Here is a 21,450-nt window from a genome sequence, read left to right as displayed (position 1 = left end):
GTCTTGGAGCATGGGAGGGAATGTGAAATGGTGACAGTGGGGCATCATTATCCCAAACAAGGTAGAGTCATTTTGCATATTGATATGAATGCGTTCTATTGTTCTGTCCATGAGGCCGTTGAGCCTGAATTGTATAAAGGCAAACCCATTGCTGTTGCTGGAAGTGTTGAACTTCGCAAAGGAATAATTGTTACTTCATCTTATACAGCGCGAGGAATGGGGATCAAAACGGGTATGCAGGTTAGGCAAGCTCTGAAAATATGCCCGGATTTGATATTGATTCGACCTGACTTTGAATTGTATCGCGATTTCTCCCGACGATTCATGCAGATAGCTTATAGTTATTCGCCTATGGTGGAATCCATGTCCATTGATGAATGTTTTGTGGATATAACGGGTTCCAAACAGTTTGGAACGCCTATGGATATCGCAAACAGCATTCAGAACCGAATTATGAAGGAATTGAAGCTGCCCTGCTCGATCGGAGTTGCGCCGAATAAGCTGCTTGCCAAGATGGGCTCTGATATGAAGAAGCCGAATGGGATTTCTGTGCTTCGCATTCGTGATGTGCCGTATGTATTATGGGATAAACCTTGCAATTATTTGTACGGCATAGGTAAAAAGACCGCTGATAAATTGGAGAAACTCGGTATTCTTACTTTAGGCCAATTAGCGTCTGCGGATGAGTTGTTATTGACGAAGCAATTCGGAGTTCTCGGTGCTCATCTGAAACGATCAGCGAATGGCATTGATCCATCTCTTGTAAATCCGGAGCAAGAACAAAGCAAATCGATTGGCCACACCACGACGCTGCCGCGAGACTACACAGACCGCATAGAAATTCATCGTGTTTTCCTCAATCTGGCTGATCAAGTAGCGAGAAGGCTGCGCAAACAGGAGTTGATGGCCTTGACGATCCAGATTACGATTCGCGATCCTGACATGAGGACGATCACGCGTTCTGTCACACTCCCGACGGCAACGGAGCATATGGATGATATTTATAAAACAGCGTGTGAGTTGTATGATCACCAGTGGGATGACGGCAAACCAGTACGATTGTTGGGCATTACCTTGCAGAATTTAACGATGAAGGAAGAAACCTTCATTCAATTGGATTTGTTTGATTATGAGAAGCAGCCGCGGCGAGAGCATTTGAACAAAATTATGGACGGGCTGCGTGATAAATTTGGGGAAAGCGCGATTCTGACCGCAGGGATGATGAGTGATGATCCGTCCGCTTTTATACGAAATCATAAGGCCAGGGGCACTTCCTTGCAGATGGATCATTTGAAAAAAAATCCGCTCCATAAGGAAGAGGAGAAGTGATAGGGAATGGCGCATTGCATCGGCTTCGCTGGTTATTCGAATAGCGGGAAAACAACGTTGATTGCTAAATTGGTGATTGAAATGAAGCAGCGCGGCTATCGAATTGCTGTAATGAAACATGATGCTCATGGACATTATAAAGAAGCCGCGGGAGCGGATTCGTCGATCTATGTTGGCTCGGGAGCTGATGCCGTGATTACGCTATCCCCGAACATGATTCACACGTATGAGAAAAGGGGTAATGTAAGTTTAGAGGAGCAGTTAACGGCTTACTCGCACATGGATTTTATTTTTGTAGAAGGTTTTAAAAAGGAAAAGCATCCAAAGATTGCTTTATTTCGTACAATAGAACAAAGAGAAATCGTTCATCATCTTGAGCCTAGTCCTATTGCTATTGTGACGGATTTGGAAGACGCTGAGAGCTATTATCCGCATATCCCTTCTATAAATTTAAATGAAGTGGGACGTATTGCGAATTTTATCGAACATTATTTTGGCGGGAATCTATTTTAAGGTTTGAACTTTGTCCGTATTTATATTATATTTTACAATGAGGATAATTTGAGGAGGAGTAGAAATCATGGCAAAGTATACATTTGTTGATAAAGATACTTGCATCGCTTGCGGCGCATGCGGAGCTACAGCTCCAGACATCTATGATTATGATGATGAAGGTTTGGCAGAAGTGATTTTTGACGGAGACGGAAACAAAGGGGTAACTGAAATCCCTGAAGATCTATTTGATGACCTACAAGATGCACAAGATGGCTGTCCGACGGATTCCATTAAAGTTGCGGATGCACCTTTTAGCTAATCATTAAACTCCTATCATGTGAAGTGAAGTCATTCACAGTATGTCGAAAGAGCTCAATTCCTGCAAAGGGATTGGGCTCTTTTTTTGCTACAATTTGTATTTATTTGTAACAATTCATTGCCATTTCTTACCCGTCATCTTACAATGAAGCTAGCAATCAAAAGGGAGGATCTTATGGGTAAGAAGAAATGGATTCAAACTTTGGCAGCGGGACTCTTATTGATGCTGTTGTCGACATATTTCTACACGGTGAATTCGAGCGGTTTGTTTTATTTTGTCGAAGGGCCGCTTCAAGATAGTTTGCGAAAATCGAAGTCAGTTGATGAGCGTCAGCCCGAGGATCGCATCAAAATTGTCAAGATTGATGAAAAGTCATTAAAAGCAATTGGGAAGTTTCCATGGGATCGATCGACCTATGCCCAATTAATTGAGAAGCTGGAACAATCCGGTGCCGCGGCGATCGGGATTGACGTTGTTTTGGCGGAACCTTCGAAAAACCCCGCAGACGATAAGGCGTTAGCCGATGTATTGGCTAAATATCACAATGTGATTATGCCTGTGCAAATTAATTATCCCTCAAAGCAGCAAGAAGCAGGTGATCTTATACCTGAGAAAGTCGACTATCCCACTCCCACTTTAACGACCAATAGACAGCAAATGGCGCATATTAATGTGTTTGTTGATAAGGATGGCAAAGCTCGGAAGCTGCCCGTTGGGTTGCCGGATGAGAATGGAACATACATACCTGCATTTAGTGTCGCGCTCGCCAACCTCGTGCTGGATGAACAGAACAAAGTTAAACGAGACGATGCAACAGGACAATGGAAGCAAGGCAGTATTATTTTGCCTACGAATGAACGAAATCAAGTAACCACGGAATTTTTCACCTTGCCAAGGCAGAAAGTGGATGCGACAACAGGCTATGAGCTGCTTTCTTTTGTTGATGTTATGAATAGCAAAAAGCCTCTGCCTTTGGAAGGAAGCATTGTACTGGTAGGTCCATTTGTTACAGCTATGCAAGATGAGTATCCGACACCAATTAGTTCTGTAAAAATGTTTGGGATTGAAATTCATGCGAATATGATTCAAACGTTGTTAGAGAGCAAATATTACAAAGATGCAAGCAAGCCGGTTGGCGTGGGGATTATTTTGCTTGTTTCTCTATTAGCCCTTTTCTTATTTGAGAGATTCAGAGGAAAGACCGCGCTCTTTATCTTCTTGGGAATGTTTATTGTTTACGGTGGCGTATGGCTTCTTTTCTATATTGCTGGCTCTACGTTCGCGCCGCTAGTTTATCCGCAATTTGCGCTGGTGACCATTTATATCTGGTCGTTGGTAAGCCATTATCTAGAGGAGCGCAAGGAACGCAACCGTGTGACAGGCATTTTCGGAAGATTCGTCTCCAAAACTGTCGTGGACGAACTTCTCCAGTCTGGTGAAGATGTGAAGCTGGGCGGAAGCCGTAAAGATATCTCGCTTATTTTCGTTGATATTCGAGGATTTACACCGATGTCTGAAAAGTTGGAGCCTGAGCAAGTGATCCAGGTGTTGAATGAGTATTTGGATGTCTGTACGAAAGCTATTTTCAAGTTCAATGGGACACTGGATAAGTTCATTGGTGATGGTGTTATGGCGATGTTTGGCGCGCCGATTGAATATGAGAATCATCCGGAGATGGCCGTTCGTGCGGCGATTGAAATGAAGTCGCAAGCTGATATTCTTGAGCAAAAATTGATCAAAAACTACGGCATTGGCGTGAAGTTTGGTCTTGGGATCAACAGCGGCCCTGCTGTAGTCGGGAATATCGGTTCGGAGGATTTGAGGCTTGATTACACGGCTATCGGGGATACCGTCAACTTGTCAGCGCGTTTGGAGTCGAATGCCAAACCAGGACAGATTCTAATTAGTGAACAAACGTATGAGCGAGTCAAGCACCTGTTCGAAATTGAATCCATAGGTGAGATCAAAGTCAAAGGAAAAGAAAAACCGGTTGCGGTCTATGAAGTTATCGGAAATCTGTAAGCCGGGAAACATAGGGAGGAATTTAGTATGGAACTATCCAAGAAATCATCTGTATCTTTATTTTTAAGTTTTTGTCTCGTTTTTAGTTTGATTTCGGTTTTGCTGGTGAAACCGGTTGATGCCAAAACTGTTCGCGTTGCTGTTGTAGCTTCGCTGTCCGGGGATGTTACGATCAAAAAAGGCGGAGGATCCAAGTCCTACGATGCTTACGAAAGTATGAGTCTTAATCAAGGGGATACGGTGTATACAGGCGAAGGTTCAAGCGTGACGCTTAACTTAAGCAACGGGGATTCGGAGATTACTCTTGGGGCTAACTCCGAGGTGAACGTATCTGATCTGAGTTCTTCGGATGGCAGCAAAAAGTCCAAGCTTAAAGTGTGGGCTGGCTCCATGTGGGTGAAGGTCAAATCATTGGCTGGATCAAATGACGAGTTTGAAGTTGAAACGCCAACGGCCGTCATGGGCGTACGGGGCACTCAGTTTTTCGTAGGTGTTGATCCAGTCACGGGCAAAATCAAAATGGCTGTAGGCGCAGGGAACGTTTCGGCTTCTACGGTAACAACCAATGCTGATTCAACACAATCGTTTTCAATTACATATCTGTATCCGACCCAACAAATCTCTATGGATTCCAGAGATGAAACCAAAGATCTATCCTTGAAAGTAGAATTTATAGATATTGATAAATTTATTGAAGAGGCTTCACCTGAAGTGATTCAAGAGCTAATTAAAAGTAAAGCAGAGATTGATAAAGAAAATGATGCTTTCATTGCCAAGAAATCCAAGGAAATCGCAGACGGCAAGTTTGTTGATGATCAGACATCTTTAGTTATCAAAGATCAGGCAGAGCTCGATAAAGTGAAGCAAAATTTAGATAACTTGATTGGCAATATCGCGAAAAAGGCGGTTGCCGATAAAAAGATTGATAAAGATGATATGAATAAAATCATTGATGAAGCGAATAAAAAAATCAGTGATGAAAATAGAAAGCTGGATTTGAACAAAGTCAAAGAGTTGGACAAAACGGCGGGTGTTGATGCAGAGAAAGAAAAGCAAAAATTAATTGAGCTTCAAAAGCTTGAATCCGAAAAGTTGAAGAAGAAACAAGAGGAAGCGAAGAAGCTAGATGAGATCAAGAAGAAACTGGCAGCTGCGCTTAAAGCGATGGAAGACGAGAAAGCGAGATTAGCAGCTGCGAATAAAGCGGCACAAGAGAAGCAGACCGCGGATGCTGAAGTGATCTTGAAGAATGGGAATAAAGCGCCTGAAACAACTACTGGGGGTCCAGGAACTGGTTCTGGTTCTGATCCTGGATCTGGTTCGGAACCAACTGTGATTCCGGCAGTCAGTTTAGGGGCTACGTTAGATCCAAACTCTTCCAATTTTAATTTGGATATTTATTTAAGTGATTTCGTTAATGCGAATGATATTTATGGCGTAGAAGTTCATTTGCTTTATGGCTTTGGTGGTGCGAACTATGGAAATGCGCCAACGATTAATGGTGAAATATTTAACAGCGCTACTAGCGCAGATAATGTTAGTGAGCACATAGATGCTAATAACGTTGAACTCATTTACACGGTAACCAATTTCGGAAGTCAGCCCAATAATATTTCGGTTGTCGGCAAGAAGAAACTAGCATCGATCCCGATGTATGGTGCAGGGACACACACCATTAAGGTTGGTAAAATTGTAGCTGTTCGCAAAAATGGCAGTTCTGTTCAGACTGTTGCTGTTCCGTACACCATCAACCCATTTGTTACTTTTACGGCAAATAATCCACGTCCCTAAACGTTACTTAGAATCGTTAGAATCAAAAGGAGAAACCAATGAAACCACTCAAACATATATTCGTTTCATCTCTCATAGCGGCAACCTTTCTTGGAGGTTCGTCGGCTTTGGCAGCAGGATTGTCTGCTGATGCTCTTCTTTCAAGCAATGGCCAAATTCTTTCGGATGTATCCACAATCGCGGGAATTGGCGATTTCGAAGATCACAATGGAGCTGCGTTAAGCGCTGCTTTTCGGGCTCCAGGCAGTGTCGTGCAATTGGCAGACGGCAGTATTCTAGTTGCAGACACTCGCAATCATCAGATTCGCAAAATAACTGGTGGAACTGTTACGACTTTTGCAGGTCCTGAACTTATTGTCTCGAAGAACAGCAATGGCTTCCCGACAGGAGGGTTGCTGGACGGTAAAGCAAACGAAGCATTTTTTAACGAACCGACGGGATTAGCTGTTGATGCCAAAGGGAATGTCTATGTAGCCGATTCAGGCAACAATGCCATTCGTAGAATCGATACGAACGGGCAAGTGACGACACTGGCTGGTAATGGTGTCTTAGGAAACAAAGACGGCAAGGGCACCTCAGCAAGCTTCAATCACCCAACGGATGTAGCGGTAACTGCGGACGGGATCGTGTACGTCGCTGATTCTTTGAATCATGTGATTCGTAAAATTGCCGCGGATGGCAGTGTGTCCACGTTGAACGCTACTACTGGACGTGCTATCGAGATTCGTCCAGGCGAAGCATCTTTTGCCGGGGAATATCAAGATGGCAGCTTGGCAACAGCGAAATTCAATGAGCCGAGCGGATTAGCTTTGGATAGTAAAGGGAATCTGTATGTAAGTGATACAGGGAACCAACGCATTCGTTACATTGACTTAAAAGCAGGGACAGTAAGTACACTTGCGGGTTCAACCTCAGGGGGTGCATTGTACGCCAAAAATGAATTATATGCGTCTGGTGATTATGCTGATGGCGATGCACTCAAAGCGAAGTTTGATTTTCCTAAAGGCCTAGCTGTAACCTCCGAAGGCGGGGTACTTATAGCAGACAGCCTTAACCATGCGGTGCGTTATTTGCTAAATGGAAAGGTAACTACCATCGCGGGCACTGTCAAGACAGGTGAGTCAGATGGTGTGGAACAGGCTGCGGAATTTTATCGTCCAAGTGATGTCCTTGTAACGGCTCAGGGGAATATCGTCGTTGCCGATTCTTTGAATAATAAAGTTCGCAAAATTGCTCCTTATCAATTGCCAACGAATATCGGAAACGATAAGCAAGTGAAGGTTGTCAGCGGATCGAGCTTGATTTCTTTCGATGCCCAGCCTGAGTTTCAGGATGGTCGTACCATGGTTCCGGTTCGCGCTATAAGCAAGACATTCGGCTATGAGGTTAAGTATGCGGAGCAAGCGGGGAAATCAATCGTGCAACTCACCAAAGGTGATGTGACGATCGAATTAACAATTGGAGAAAAGAGCATTAGCCGCAAGGACGCCGGTCACAACACGTCTGCGACCATAGAAACGGATGTTTCGCCTTACGTGAAACAAGGCCGTACGTATGTGCCAGTTAGATTCTTTGCGGAACAAATTGGTCTGGATGTACAGTGGGATGCACCGCATCAGACAGCCATTTTACGCACCAAATCTTATCAGAAGTAAGCAATAACCTTGCGATGGGCTAGACAAAGGGGCACCTTTGTTCTAGCTCATTTTTTTGCGACTTCATCTCTTGGCTATTTTTGCCGATAAAGCAGTTAGAGTCTTAATTGGCAATAGGAGGTTTCCAGCTTGAAAGAGAATAATCGCAATGATCAGTTGGATCGTTTTTTCCAGCATAATCCCATCGAAGATCCTCTTTATCTCAAAAAATATGTTAAGGAACATCCTGATCATAAAATGGCGTGGTATTTGCTTGGTCGAGAATATGCGGCACAAGGGAAAGAAGGCAAGGCAGCCTACTGTTTTGCCCAGTCTGGGGAGATTTACGAGGCTTTTGAGCGGCAAAAGATAACGATTGAAGGTCCGCTTCCTACCTATCCTCCAAACGGCGCAAAAAAAGATATTCAGGCTCCTGCTAAGGGGAAATCAAGCGGCAAAGGAAAATGGCTGCCCGCGATGATCCTCTTATTGCTGCTAGCCGTGCCCGCCGCGATGGATTTGGCCAAGGATAATGTTCCAGGTAGTCTGAATACGAAGAATACGAGCAAATCAGCCTCTTCAGAGGCGGCTTCAACGCCAATTCCCCAGCAGGAAACTGGAGGCGATAGTTCCAATGGTGTGAAGTTATATTTGTCAGAAGGAAATTGGGGCAAGAAGCTCCAGCAAGTTCTTGCCTCCAGAAGTTCGGGAGCAGGGGAGTCTGTCATTATGGAACCCACTCTAAGCACGGACGGCAGATGGCAAGAATGGAATAAGTCTGTCAAACCTTTGGTCAGCGTAGAATCCAAGAGTACAGGCGATGGCAAGGCTTCACTAGCCTATTACCAATCTCAAATTTGTTCCTGTCAAGTTGCAGACAGCACTTCACTAATTCCGACTATTACCAAATGGATGAGCGAACGGGAGCAAGCAATTGTTTTGCAGAGCGCTGTCCAAGCTTATCAAAAGAGGACCGGAGCTATGCCGGAGAAACCTGAGCAACTGACACAGCCATACCCGAACAATCTATTGCCGGGGCTTACGCCGGACATGCAGGAGGCATTCCCCCAAGTTGTCAGCAAGTTGAATGAGAGTGCGAAGGCAGGCAAACCGCAAGATATTAAACAAGTGCCTGAAGCGGGGGAGTCTGCGCAACAACCAGCCAAAGAACAAGTGACATCGGCTAATTCATCGCCTAAATCGTCGGCTGACCCATTGCGAGAACCGCTCCGTATCGTGATTGACACGGATAAGCATCAGTTGGCTCTTGTGAGCGGGAATTATATCATCCGCAGCTATCCAGTTGGCTTGGGGGGAGAGAAGACGCCGCAGGGTGAGTTTGTAATCAGCGAGAAAGTGCGTAATCCTAACGGGAAATCGAATGGAGAATTTGGCAGTCGGGGCATGACTTTGTCTGATACGTTATATGCTATTCATGGAACTAACAAACCGTCCAGTATCGGAAAGGATGAGTCGCATGGCTGTGTTCGCATGCAGCAGGCAGACGTCGAAGAACTCTTCAATATGGTTCCACACGAAACCAAAGTAACGATTGGCAAGGGGGTGCTGCCGCCAGATTCAGAGGGAGGCAGCAGTCCTGGAGCGGGTGGGCCAGGATCAGGTGCTGGAAGAGGAAAACCGGATCAATCCTTCAATCTTCCTCTGCAAACGAAGGAAGAAAACCCTGGGAAGAAGTACAAATGGCTTGACTAATGAAAGAAATTAACGTAAAGAACCGTCCTACGCTTGCCTAGGACGGTTTTGTTTTACATAGCGCGCCCAGCCAAGATAGGCACAACTAAAAGGGGGAGCGAAGCTTCCACCTAAAGTATCGCCGTTGCGGCGCGGCAGCCAAGACATCTAATGAACTGTACTATGCTTATAGACGAGAAAATGGCTACTTTGGCGATTTTTATGAACTGTATTGGCGCTATCGAGCAGATTTTAGTCGGTAAAGTGATCGTTTGCTTGAAATAGCGCCTCTGGAATTCATTAGATTTTCAGAATGACCGATTTTGCTCAAATAAAGGGTATTGAGTTCGTAAGGGGTTTGCCTCAATGTTCATTGGATTGGAGACATAGCCGAAGGCTAGGTTTTGTGTAATTAACCAGAATGTGTTAGAAGAAACGCTTGACAATAAAATCGAAAGCGATTACAATTCAAATTGTGAAGAAATCAATCATTTCTAACGGCATCATTTGTTCAAAATGAGCAGTAAGGTCATGGCGATTATCACAACAACAAATATGGATCCTGTCCAAATGATGGCTTTCTTGTTTACTTCATCTTTGGCCTTGCGGTTCACGGTTAATGGTTTGCGTTTGGACATAAGAATCACCCTTTTCTTCGGAATTAACGATATGATCTATCATAGCATAAGTGAGCTGGATCATAGAATATGAATATGAAAAAGAAAATAAAAAAGATGTATTGACGATGATGTCATTTTATTGTAAGATTTAATCACACGAAGCGAATAAAACAACTGAATATGTCAGTTTTAATAACATGTTACCGTAAGGGCATTAGTTATTGAAGAAAGCAAGTTTTTCTTCTATAACTATGCCCTTTTTATTTTTCCATTTATTGAATTGCGAAAGGGGTTGGTAGCACAAACTACTGAGGAATGTTAACCCAGGAATAAGCTACTTCATAAATTTCAAACAAACAATCAGATTAAAAAAGGGAGAAGATGAACACATGAATATGAAGAAATGGTCGACAATGGGCTTAGCTGCATCCATGGTACTTGTAGCTGCAGGCTGCGGTAAGGCAACACCAACAGAAACAACGAAACCGGCTGCTTCAACAGCTCCAACAGCGGCTGCTACAGCAGCGGCAACACCGGCTGGCGCAAAAAAATTAACCGGTGATTTTGAAATCCAGTACTTTGTCGGCGGCTACGGCGATAAATGGTGGAAAAAAGTTATTGCTGATTTCCAAACAGCAAACCCAGAGTTGAAAATTAAAGAAAGTGCGGGACCAAAAATCAACGAACAAATGAAACCCCGTTGGATCGCTGGTAACCCACCTGATTTCGTATATATCGATGGACCTGAATTGTTTGATCGCCAAATGGTGACGGACGGACAACTGGAAGACTTGACAGATTGGTTGAAAGACGCGAAAAACGTGGACGGCGAGAAAATTCTTGATTTGCTTGCCCAACAACCACCGCAATACGATGGCAAAATCTACAACATTCCTTTCGTTATGAGCTCATGGGGTATTTTCTATGACAAAGCGCTCTTCAAAGAAAAAGGTTGGGCTGAGCCAAAAGATTTCGAAGATTTCTTGAAAGTTAGTGAAACGATCAAAGGCGCAGGCATCAATCCATTCATTCACACAGGTAAATATCCTTACTACATCAATGGTTCCGTCTTGTACCCAGCTATCGTGTCAGCTAACAACAATGACTACAAATTGCTGCAAGATATGGCTGCAAACAACCTTGATGCTTGGAAAAGCCCAGCTATTCTAAAAGGTTTGGACAAAATCGTTCAACTTCGAGACAAAGGCTACATCGACAAAGCTTCCGTGCAAATCAATCACACGGATTCCCAATCCTTGTTCCTGCAGCACAAAGATGCTTTCATTCCGAACGGACTGTGGCTGCCAAACGAAATGGCCAAAGACGTTCCAGCTACTTTCGATTTCGGATTCATTCCATCCATCACGCAAGATAAAGGTGGAAAAGTGGTAGCTAACACTTCAACTTCAACGTTCGCAATTGCTAAAAAAGCAAAAAACAAAGATGCTGCCAAAGCATTCATGCAGTTCGTATTCTCCAAAAAACAAGCATCCCAGTGGGCAGAGCTTAGTGGTGCGCCTTCTAACATTAAAGGTGACATCAGTTCTTCCAAAGCGCCTAACTTCGTTAAAGATGCAGCCAAATTCTTGTCTTCTCCTGATACAATTGTTGTTCCAACCGTCTCGTTCGCGGCTGACGTGGATAAAGCGATGCAGGATGCAACAGTTGCGTTGACTATTGGAACCATTAAACCTGATGAGTGGGTTAAACGTGTTACGGATGTTGTAGCGAAACAAAAGAAATAATAACTGAATGAAGCAGTGCGGAGAACAAGTAAGGTGCAGGCCTTAGGAGTTCTCCGCCATTTTAATGATAGGACGGTGAGGATAGAATGAAGGCCAAGTCAAAAATGTGGAAACGGAATTTGTTCATCGCTTCATTCATCATTCCGACTTTTTTGTTCTTCTGTGTATTTACGATCTACCCTGTTATACAGGCTTTGCAGAAGTCATTCTATGATTGGTCAGGAATGTCAGAGAACAGCACATTTATTGGTTTCGATAACTTTGTTGAATTATTTAAAGATCCGATTGTACTTAGAGCCATTGGAAATGACTATTTCCTCGTGGTAGGCAAAGTCATTGGCATCATGATTTTGGCGACGTTCTTCGCTGTAGCATTAACTCGTTTTAGTATAAAGGGATCCGGCTTCTTCCGGGCAATCTTCTTTATCCCAAATGTCATTTCGGTCGTTGTTATCGGTGTACTTTGGAACTTTATCTACAATCCGCAAATTGGATTCTTGAATGCGTTCTTGTCACTCTTTACAGATCATAAGGTCGATATCACTTGGCTAGGTTTTCCACAGCACACGATCTGGATGCTATTACCTCCAACGATTTGGGCTGGTATCGGCTTCTATATGATCCTGATGATTGCTGCAATCGTGAATATTCCTGCTTCCTACTATGAGGCAGCTAATATAGATGGAGCCGGTCAATGGTCGCAATTCCGCAACATCACCATGCCGCTTATCTGGGAGCAAATTAAAGTTTCTATTGTTAACATCGTGATTACAACACTTAACGGATCTTTTGTCATCGTGCAATTGATGACGGGTGGCGGACAGCCGGATAATACGACCCAAGTTATGGGATCTTACCTGTATCGGATGGCATTTCAACAATATCATTTCGGTTATGGAGCAGCCATCGGAGTGTTGATTCTCATCATCTCCTTGATCACAACTCTTATCTTGCAGCGCGTTATGCGCCAAGAAACGATCGAAATGCATTAAGGTCATCTTAGAACCTGATTCTGAAGGAGGGGGAGCCATCGTATGGTCATCAAAAATCCGTTAGCCAAAATGCTTGTTTGGATCATTCTTCTGATCTGGAGTGTAGCCGTATTGTATCCATTAATTTGGACATTACTGGACGCACTCAAAAATAATCAACAATTTTTCTTAAATGCCCCATGGGCTTTACCGAAATTCCCGCTGCTTTGGGAAAACTTCTCCTATGTTTGGAGTAAATATAACTTTAATACTTATTTCGCGAATTCCATTATCGTAACTGTGGGCAGTACGCTGTTAGGCATGATATTGGCTGCTATGACGGCTTATATTTTAGCAAGATATGATTTCAAAGGAAACAAACTCATTTTTACCATTTATATTGCTTCGATGATGATCCCTTTCGCGCTTGCGCTGATTCCACTGTTCTTCTTGCTAAGTGATTTGCATTTGACGGATTCGTTAATCGGGTTAATTCTCGTTTATGCAGCGTTGAATCTTCCATTCGGTATTTTCTTGCTCGTAGGGTTCTATAAATCATTACCGAAAGAAATTGAAGAAGCAGCCATCATTGATGGAACTTCGCATTACGGGACATTTTTCCGTGTTATGCTGCCATTATCACAGCCTGGACTGGTTACCGTTATGATCACGAACATGCTGAACAACTGGAACGAGTATTTCCTAGGGGTTGTTATCAACAGTGACCCGACGAAATATACGCTGCCAATCGGTCTTGCTGTTATGCAAGCTGAGATGCAATATCGCACAGAGTGGGGCCCATTGTTCGCAGGACTTCTGATAACAACGGTACCTACACTGATTGTGTATATGATTTTCCAGCGTCAAATTGCAAGTGGGATTACGGCCGGAGCGGTGAAATAACGGTATATTGGCTTGCATAGAAAAAACACCTTATCCTAGAGGATTTTATCCTTCCAGGAGGGTGTTCTTTCTACTATAATTGGGATATAAGCAAGAGCAAACAAGAAACGGCCAAACTTGTGGGCTTAAAGGTGAACTCATATGAGAATGATGTATATATTGCAAAAAATAGGACGTTCTTTGATGATCCCGATTGCGGTGCTGCCGGCGGCATCCATTCTCTTACGTATTGGCAAAATGACTTTTGATGATCCCTTTCTGATGCAGATGGCTCATATTTTTGAGTCTGGGGGAAGCGCAATCTTTGATAATTTGCCATTAATTTTTGCGATTGGCATTGCCATTGGATTAACTTCCGGTGATGGCATTGCTGCACTCGCAGCCACAGTTGGTTATTTGGTGTTCAACAATGTCCTGCAGCTTTTTCAAACGGGGACCGATTCTGCCGAACGGATGGACATGGGCGTATTGGGCGGCATGCTTGTCGGCGGTTTGTCGGCGTTGTTTTTTAACAGATTCCAACACATTAAATTGCCTAAAGCACTTGGGTTTTTTGGGGGCAAGCGATTTGTGCCTTTACTTACGTCGCTTGTGATGGTATTCCTTGGTGTCTTGATGGGAAACATCTGGCCTCCCGTGCAGAAATTTATCAGTGTTATAGGCTTGTGGATTGTAGATAATGGGAATGTCGGTGTTCTCATTTATGGCATTATGAATAGGCTCTTAATTCCTACCGGGTTGCATCACATTATTAATAATATGGCATGGTTTCAAATCGGGGATTATACCACAGATACGGGCAAAATTGTCCATGGCGATATCTCACGATTTTTCGCAGGAGACCCTGAAGCGGGAATGTTCATGACCGGCTTTTACCCCGTCATCATGTTCGGTCTTCCTGCAGCAGCATTAGCCATTATCAGAAGCTCATCTTCTGCCAATCGAACGCTGATCGTGTCCGTCATGCTTAGTGCAGGGTTAACCAGCTTTTTGACGGGCATAACGGAACCGATCGAATTTGCCTTTATGTTCGTGGCACCTGGTCTCTATGTGATACATGCTGTTTTGACAGGCTGCTCCATGCTGATCATGAATATGCTTCAAGTCAAAATGGGATTTGGCTTTTCGGCTGGATTTATTGACTTTATTCTGAGTTGGCATGTATCTACGAAACCATATTGGGTTATTATCGTTGGAGCCGGGTATTTTATCTTATATTATGCAACTTTTCGTTTTTACTTGCACTTCTTTCCGTTAAAAGTGTCGAGCCGTGATGAATCGTCGGATGTCGAAGCCGAACCAGATTCTACTAAGGTTGCGCGCGTAGAAGACCGTCCCTCCCGTATTTTAAGGCATATTGGCGGAGCTGCGAATATTGTTTCCATTGATGCTTGCATAACCAGATTACGGCTGTTAGTGAATGAAGATCATTTGGTAATTGATCATGAACTCAAAGAACTTGGAGCCATCGGGGTTATCAGGCTTGGCAAGGGAAATATACATGTGGTGTTCGGTACAGAATCGGAACAAATTCGTGAAAGCATTAAACCTATGCTGAACTTACATAAAGACAAATCAGGACAAACCTAAGAACGCGGAGGTGTCTTATGATTGAAAGAACGATTATTCATGTTCTATCACATAATGTCGTGATGGCCCATTTGACTTCCGGCAAAAATTCAATTGCCTTCGGCAAGGGGATTGGATTCAAGAAGACGCCAGGTATGCTTATTAATGAAGCTGAAATTACCCAGGAGTTTCTGCTGCACACTTCGGAAGTGCTCAAAAACTATGAACAAATATTAAATGCAGTTGATGTGAAAATTATTGGAATCACAGAGGAAGTCATCGCGTATGCGCAAAGTATGCTCGAAGGCGACTTTTCCGAAACGATACATGCTTCTTTAGTTGATCATATTAACTTTGCTGTTGAGCGCCAAAAACGCGGGATCTTCATTACCAACCCTTTTGCGTATGAAATCGGGTATATGTATCCAGAGGAATACAAGGTAGCTAAGAAAGCGGTTGATTTCTTGAATGACCATCTGGATGTCAAATTACCGGAGGATGAAGTTGCTTTCCTGACGATGCATTTCAACAGTGCTCGCAAAAAAGAGCAGGCTGCGGATTCGTTAGCCGTCGTTCGAGTGGTTTCGCAGACGATTGAATCGGCCAAGGAATTAGGCTTTAATTTCGATGATTCATTCTCTACCTTACGTTTTATCAGCCATTTAAAAGGCGTCATTGAACGGGTAAAGCAAAAAAAGACGCTTCAAAATTCCTTGCTGGATAAAATAAAAGAAGAGTACGGGGATACTTATGTGAAAGCAAAAGTGCTCTCCTTGATGCTCAGTGATACGCTCCAGCTCGAAGTGCCGGATGACGAAACGGGCTACTTGACGATGCACCTGGAACGAATGCTTCAACGAACAGAAGTATAGTGTTGATATAGTGCTAACGGATTCCCCTTGCAACCTACATGGAGCGGGGATTTTTTGTTTGAAAAATGGGATTTTAGCCATACAGTGGATTGCATATTTGCACATTGTCAGCTAAACTGACTGTTAGAGTCATTAGAGAACGGAGTGCATAGGACATGCTGTATAAGAACGTAGGTAAACCAATTTTGTTCCGAATGGATCCGGAAAAAGCGCATCATTTAACCATTGACGGCCTAAGTGCCGTAAGTAAATTTCCCGGAGGAAAACAACTCCTCAAAGCGATGTATGGCGTTGCCCCATCACAAGCGATGGCCCAGCAACTATGGGGTTTGCACTTTGCAAATCCGGTAGGCCTGGCAGCAGGCTTAGATAAAAATGCGAAAGCTGTCAAAGGTTTCTCACAACTAGGTTTTGGTTTCATGGAAGTTGGGACAATTACACCAAAACCACAACCGGGCAATGAGCTGCCGCGGCTATTTCGTCTTCCGGAAGACAAAGCGCTAATCAATCGGATGGGCTTTAACAATGTCGGCACGGATGAAATGGCAAGAAATCTGCAGAAGACAGGAAAACGGGAGATCCCGGTGGCCATTAATATAGGTAAAAATAAAACAACACCGAATGAACAGGCCGAAGAGGATTATCGGGCTTGTATTCGCGAGTTATATACATATGGTGACTTCTTTGTAGTGAATATTAGCTCACCAAATACACCTGATTTGCGTAATTTACAGCATGGGAATGATTTGAAGCGATTGCTCGATGCCGTCACTGCCGAAATGCAGCTTCAACAGCAAAAGAGTGGTCACGCAAGCAAACCGGTGTTGGTTAAAATCGCGCCTGATCTCACGGACGATGAGTTGGAATTAACGGTGCAATCCATTAAGGAAAGCGGCGTCTCCGGCATCATCGCAACCAACACAACGCTTAGTAGAGAAGGGCTTGTGCATCAGAATCGTGAACAAGCAGGCGGGCTTAGCGGAAGCCCTCTTACGAATCGTTCCACGGAAATTATCAGACGCGTCTATCAATTAACGGAAGGCAAGCTTCCGATCATTGGGGCGGGCGGGATTTTCACGGCTCAGGATGCCTATGACAAAATACGTGCTGGCGCGAGTTTAGTTGAGGTATATACCGGCTTAATCTACGAAGGTCCAGGCCTATTGTCGAGGATAAATCTAGGGTTGGCAGAGTTATTAAAGAGAGATGGTTTTACTCATATTTCCCAGGCAATCGGTGCTGATCAGAACTGACTTCTTTCGAAACGGAGGATAAAAGGATGGATGGACGAGACTGGAAGAAATTTCTCCTGCCTTACGAACAAGCGGTAGAAGAGTTGAAAGTAAAATTTAAAACGTTGCGTGGCGAACTGAAAAGCAGAGAAGAGTATGCTCCTATTGAATTCGTTACAGGACGTGTCAAAAAAATATCGAGTGTACTGGAAAAAGCCAAACGGTTAAGTGTGCCAATGGATCAATTGGAATCAGGCATCGAAGATATTGCCGGCATTCGAATTATGTGCCAGTTTGTAGAAGACATCGAACGTCTGGCAGTTCTGATCCGAAGTCGACAAGACATGAACGTAGTCTATGAAAAAGATTATGTGACGAATAAGAAACCAAGCGGCTACCGCAGCTTTCATATCATTATTGAATACCCCGTACAAACGGCATTAGGCATGAAACGGATATTAGCAGAAGTGCAAATTCGGACGCTAGCTATGAATTTCTGGGCAACGATCGAGCATTCTTTAAATTATAAATATAAAGAGCAATTGCCAGCGGATGTTAGATCCCGCCTTAGCAAAGCGGCTGAAGCAGCTTATCTATTAGATCAAGAGATGTCCAGTATACGCGGTGAGATTGTGGAGTCTCAGAAGATGTTTGAGGATAACTCGAATCTCATTAATAAAGTGCTTAACAATATTCAGGAGCTTTACTTCTATCATCGTGTGCGGGAGGCCGCACAGTTTCAACTAAGATTTAATGAAATCTGGGAAACCGAAGATGGATTAAGTGATTTGTCTGCTGATATTGAGGCTGCGATCTTCCGAGCCAAAAAAGGAGAACATAACTAATCTATGGACTCCTACGATCGTTTATATGTAGCTTATTTGTACTATTTCAATGATCAACGGGACTATTTTGAATGTCATGAAGTCATGGAGGAGCTTTGGCTGGAAGAAGGCCGAAGCCCTTTATATCAAGGTCTACTGCAGGTTGCAGTGGGCCTTTATCATCATGCGAACGGAAACGTAAGCGGCTCGATTAAGCTCTTTAGTGCAGGGTTAGAAAAGCTTGCTCCATATCCTGCTGATTCACTTGGTATTAATTTGGGCCAATTGATTCAAGACAGTCAAGCCTACTTAACTAAGCTGCTTCAATTCGAAATAGAACCGTTCGCTCCGTATGATTTGGATATTCAAATTATGGACGAGGAGCTTGAGCAGCTGCTGCTGAAAATAAAGCTGGATCCGCCTCAACATGAAAATAGCGAATAAAGTTAGAACCTAGAACAGCATGCCTTTAAGTGTAAGCTTAAAGTGCAGTTCTAGGTTTTTTGTTTTTGTGAATTAAAACGATCGATGAAAAATACATAATTTTGCAAAATATAGGGGAGACTTTGCCATAAGACATTTGTAATTTCTTAGAGTTTGGTGGTGGCGAAAGCATGAGAACATGGAAAAAAACGCTACATCAAATATTTAATCGTGAACGAATCTTGACACCGCCTGCCCAGATGCCCGTTCAGCCAGAGCTTAGTCAAAGCCTTTTTCAAGATAACAGCTTAAATATCGCCCAAGTGAAAAAGATTTTTGGCAATAGCTCTGATATCATAACGGGTGATCTCATCTTGGATGTCGAGACCGATCATAGAATTGGCTATGTTTATTTGGAACAATTAGTCAATAAGGCTTTTTTTCAAGATATGATGTCTACGCTGAGCGCAAGATCGGCGCAGTTGATGGAAGAGATCAATACCGGCTTCTACTTGTACCCTGATTTGATTAAAAACATGCTTCGAACCAGTGGAGAAGTCAGAACAGTAGGAACGTTCGCCGAACTATGTGAAAACATGATGTGCGGTGAAACCGTCTTATTCATCAATGGCCACTCTGTTGCTTTTTCCGTAAATACGGGCGGAGGAGACCAACGATCTGTGGAAGAACCTTCCACGCAATCCGTTGTGAGAGGACCGCGAGACGGATTCACGGAATCCATTGGCACGAACATTTCACTCATTCGCAGGCGGATCAAGAGTCCAAATTTGTGGTTGGAAACGATGAAGATTGGCCGAGTTTCACAGACGACTGTATCCATGATGTACATTAACGGAATTGCGAGTGACAAAATTGTAGCGGAAGTACGAACAAGATTACAACGAATTGATATTGACGGAATTCTGGAAAGCGGCAATATTGAAGAGCTTATTCAAGATGAAACCTTTACGCCGTTCCCCACGATGTACAATACAGAACGACCGGATGTGGCGGCCGCTGGTCTCCTTGAGGGCCGCGTTGCCATTTTGGTGGATGGGACGCCATTTATCCTGAAAGCGCCTGCGCTGTTCGTGCAGTTTTTTCAATCGGCTGAAGACTACTATCAACGTTCCGAATTTGCTACATTGATACGCATTTTGCGATATATTTGCTTCTTTATTTCGTTGATGGCTCCCTCATTTTATATCGCCGTTACGACCTTTCATCAAGAACTTGTCCCTAGTTCTTTGCTTTTTAATTTGGCTGCACAGCGAGAAGGCATCCCTTTTCCAGCTTTTGTCGAGGCGCTGCTGATGGAGGTAACCTTTGAGATTTTGCGTGAAGCCGGAGTGCGTCTGCCTAAGACGGTCGGCCAAGCTGTATCGATCGTTGGTGCCTTGGTCATTGGACAAGGTGCCGTAGATGCGGGATTGGTTTCTCCCGCCATGGTTATCGTAGTTGCGATTACCGCGATATCCAACTTCGTGATCCCAGCATTCAGCATGGGCATTCCGATACGTATTTTACGGTTTATTCTGATGATGTTTGCCGCCACATTTGGTTTATTCGGAATTACGGTTGGATTGATCGGCATGGTGCAGCATTTGTGCACCTTGCGCTCGTTCGGTGTGCCTTACATGTCGCCAATGGCTCCTTTTGTCCTAGCAGATCAGAAAGATACCATTATCAGATTGCCGCAGTGGGGGCTTTTCTCAAGACCGCGCTTTATTAGTCCTAAGAATCAAATTCGGGAAAACAATTCTCCGCAATCGAAACCGGAACGCGAGTAAGGAGGGGGTTCAGCCAGTATGAAGAAGTTGGGTTGTATCTTTTGCATACTTACTTTGCTTGGTTGTGTACTCTCCGGCTGCTGGGATCGACATGAATTGAATGATTTGGCTATCACGGTAGGCGTGGGGTTTGATAAGAGCGATAAAGAATTTTTAGTTACATCACAAATCGTAAATCCGAATGAAGTTGCTGCCAAAAAAGGGAGCGGCTACAGCACCCCAATTACCACCCTATCAGCTTCTGGCGTCTCAACGCTGGAGGCTGTTCGGAAGATGACAACGATGGCTCCGCGGAAAATTTTTGCTTCTCATCTGCGCATTCTGGTGATTGGGGAAGAGCTTGCCCGGCATGGCATCTCCAAAGTAATGGACGGTGTCTCCAGAGATCATGAAGTGCGTTCTGACTTCTATATCATCGTTGCCAAAGGGACAACAGCGAACAAAGTTTTAAGGATTCTAACGCCAATTGAGAGAATACCGGCCAATAAAATGTTTAAGACATTGGAAACTTCGGAGAAATCTTGGTCACCAACGGTAAGTGTTCAGTTAGACCGGTTTCTAACCAATCTGGGAGATCCAACAAGAGAGGCTGTACTGACGGGATTGATCATCAAAGGAGATAGTAAAAAGGGAGAAAGCAAGGGGAATTTAAACCTAACTTCGCCTGAAGCCTTCTTAGAGTATTCGGGGTTAGCCCTATTCAAGAAAGACAAGCTAGTGGATTGGCTGAATGAAGAAGAAAGTAAGGGCTACAACTATGTTATGGGGAATGTCAAAAGTACCATGGGACATCTGACGTGCCCGCAAGAGAATGGAACGTTATCCTTAGAAATCATCCGGGAAAAAACGAAAATGAAAGGCAAGATCGTCAATGGTAAGCCTGAGATCAATCTTAGTGTTTATGTGGAGCAGAATATCAGCGAGGTTCAATGCGAAATTGATTTGTTAGATCCGCAAACCATAACGGAATTAGAGCAAATCGCTCAAAAAAATTTAACCAGTGTTATGCAGAATGTTATCCAGAAAGCGAAGAAAAATAAGGCCGACATTTTTGGATTTGGAGAGGCCATTGAAGATGCAGCGCCTAAGACTTGGACGCGAATAAAATCGAATTGGGAAAACGAGTTTGCAGATTTGAAAGTTCATATTAGTGTTGAAGTGCAAATTCGACGCCTGGGGACCATAAATAACTCTTTAATCGAGCGTTCAAAGGAGTGAA

At 43.7% G+C, this 21,450-nt stretch carries 18 protein-coding genes; 17 read left to right on the top strand and 1 reads right to left on the bottom strand.

Annotated features, from left to right (window positions below):
• The first annotated feature begins 27 nt into the window (after nt 1–27).
• The 7 genes from LOZ80_RS20480 to LOZ80_RS39190 all read left to right on the top strand — a co-directional run bounded on the left by LOZ80_RS20480 (nt 28) and on the right by LOZ80_RS39190 (nt 9,303).
• A complete protein-coding gene (locus tag LOZ80_RS20480) occupies nt 28–1,329 on the top strand; it encodes a DNA polymerase IV (protein ID WP_238166452.1) in 1,302 nt (433 codons plus the stop codon).
• Between the two features lie 6 nt (nt 1,330–1,335).
• Nucleotides 1,336–1,842, top strand: a complete 507-nt coding sequence (mobB, locus tag LOZ80_RS20475) for a molybdopterin-guanine dinucleotide biosynthesis protein B (protein ID WP_238166451.1) — start codon at nt 1,336–1,338, stop codon at nt 1,840–1,842.
• A 67-nt stretch (nt 1,843–1,909) separates the two neighbouring features.
• Nucleotides 1,910–2,143, top strand: coding sequence for a ferredoxin (locus tag LOZ80_RS20470; RefSeq protein WP_079413773.1), 234 nt, complete (start codon nt 1,910–1,912; stop codon nt 2,141–2,143).
• Between the two features lie 174 nt (nt 2,144–2,317).
• Complete coding sequence (locus LOZ80_RS20465; RefSeq protein WP_238166450.1) at nt 2,318–4,165, top strand: adenylate/guanylate cyclase domain-containing protein; 1,848 nt, start codon at nt 2,318–2,320, stop codon at nt 4,163–4,165.
• A gap of 27 nt (nt 4,166–4,192) precedes the next feature.
• Nucleotides 4,193–5,956: a FecR family protein gene (locus LOZ80_RS20460; RefSeq protein ID WP_238166449.1), complete on the top strand. Its 1,764-nt coding sequence runs from the start codon at nt 4,193–4,195 to the stop codon at nt 5,954–5,956.
• A gap of 38 nt (nt 5,957–5,994) precedes the next feature.
• Nucleotides 5,995–7,611: an NHL domain-containing protein gene (locus LOZ80_RS20455; RefSeq protein WP_238166448.1), complete on the top strand. Its 1,617-nt coding sequence runs from the start codon at nt 5,995–5,997 to the stop codon at nt 7,609–7,611.
• 237 nt (nt 7,612–7,848) lie between these two features.
• A complete protein-coding gene (locus LOZ80_RS39190) occupies nt 7,849–9,303 on the top strand; it encodes a L,D-transpeptidase (protein WP_443147074.1) in 1,455 nt (484 codons plus the stop codon).
• A 482-nt stretch (nt 9,304–9,785) separates the two neighbouring features.
• On the opposite strand, the gene LOZ80_RS39185 is transcribed toward LOZ80_RS39190, so the two are convergent.
• Nucleotides 9,786–9,920, bottom strand: coding sequence for a hypothetical protein (locus tag LOZ80_RS39185; protein WP_268240109.1), 135 nt, complete (start codon nt 9,918–9,920; stop codon nt 9,786–9,788).
• 371 nt (nt 9,921–10,291) lie between these two features.
• Here LOZ80_RS39185 and LOZ80_RS20445 point away from each other — a divergent pair, with 371 nt between their 5' ends.
• From LOZ80_RS20445 to LOZ80_RS20400, 10 genes are all read left to right on the top strand, one after another.
• Nucleotides 10,292–11,647: an ABC transporter substrate-binding protein gene (locus LOZ80_RS20445; protein WP_238166447.1), complete on the top strand. Its 1,356-nt coding sequence runs from the start codon at nt 10,292–10,294 to the stop codon at nt 11,645–11,647.
• Nucleotides 11,648–11,733: 86 nt separating this feature from the next.
• Nucleotides 11,734–12,639 (top strand): carbohydrate ABC transporter permease, encoded by a 906-nt coding sequence (locus LOZ80_RS20440; RefSeq protein ID WP_189009013.1) that lies wholly within the window; start codon nt 11,734–11,736, stop codon nt 12,637–12,639.
• A gap of 42 nt (nt 12,640–12,681) precedes the next feature.
• The gene (locus LOZ80_RS20435; RefSeq protein WP_238166446.1) at nt 12,682–13,521 is read left to right on the top strand and encodes a carbohydrate ABC transporter permease; all 840 of its coding nucleotides are present in this window, start codon (nt 12,682–12,684) and stop codon (nt 13,519–13,521) included.
• 147 nt (nt 13,522–13,668) lie between these two features.
• The gene (locus LOZ80_RS20430) at nt 13,669–15,111 is read left to right on the top strand and encodes a PTS transporter subunit EIIC (protein ID WP_238173055.1); all 1,443 of its coding nucleotides are present in this window, start codon (nt 13,669–13,671) and stop codon (nt 15,109–15,111) included.
• A 17-nt stretch (nt 15,112–15,128) separates the two neighbouring features.
• Complete coding sequence (locus LOZ80_RS20425; protein ID WP_238166445.1) at nt 15,129–15,962, top strand: PRD domain-containing protein; 834 nt, start codon at nt 15,129–15,131, stop codon at nt 15,960–15,962.
• A gap of 155 nt (nt 15,963–16,117) precedes the next feature.
• The gene (locus LOZ80_RS20420; protein ID WP_238166444.1) at nt 16,118–17,215 is read left to right on the top strand and encodes a quinone-dependent dihydroorotate dehydrogenase; all 1,098 of its coding nucleotides are present in this window, start codon (nt 16,118–16,120) and stop codon (nt 17,213–17,215) included.
• 26 nt (nt 17,216–17,241) lie between these two features.
• On the top strand, nt 17,242–18,039 hold the full coding sequence (locus LOZ80_RS20415; RefSeq protein ID WP_238166443.1) for a GTP diphosphokinase: 798 nt from the start codon (nt 17,242–17,244) through the stop codon (nt 18,037–18,039).
• Nucleotides 18,040–18,042: 3 nt separating this feature from the next.
• A complete protein-coding gene (locus tag LOZ80_RS20410; RefSeq protein WP_238166442.1) occupies nt 18,043–18,462 on the top strand; it encodes a DUF309 domain-containing protein in 420 nt (139 codons plus the stop codon).
• 170 nt (nt 18,463–18,632) lie between these two features.
• Nucleotides 18,633–20,231: a spore germination protein gene (locus LOZ80_RS20405; RefSeq protein ID WP_238166441.1), complete on the top strand. Its 1,599-nt coding sequence runs from the start codon at nt 18,633–18,635 to the stop codon at nt 20,229–20,231.
• Nucleotides 20,232–20,249: 18 nt separating this feature from the next.
• The gene (locus LOZ80_RS20400; protein WP_238166440.1) at nt 20,250–21,449 is read left to right on the top strand and encodes a Ger(x)C family spore germination protein; all 1,200 of its coding nucleotides are present in this window, start codon (nt 20,250–20,252) and stop codon (nt 21,447–21,449) included.
• The last annotated feature ends 1 nt before the right edge of the window (nt 21,450 follow it).

It is taken from the genome of Paenibacillus sp. HWE-109, from assembly GCF_022163125.1.
Taxonomy (GTDB): Bacteria; Bacillota; Bacilli; order Paenibacillales; family NBRC-103111; genus Paenibacillus_E.
This window is presented reverse-complemented; position numbering and strand designations above follow the sequence as displayed.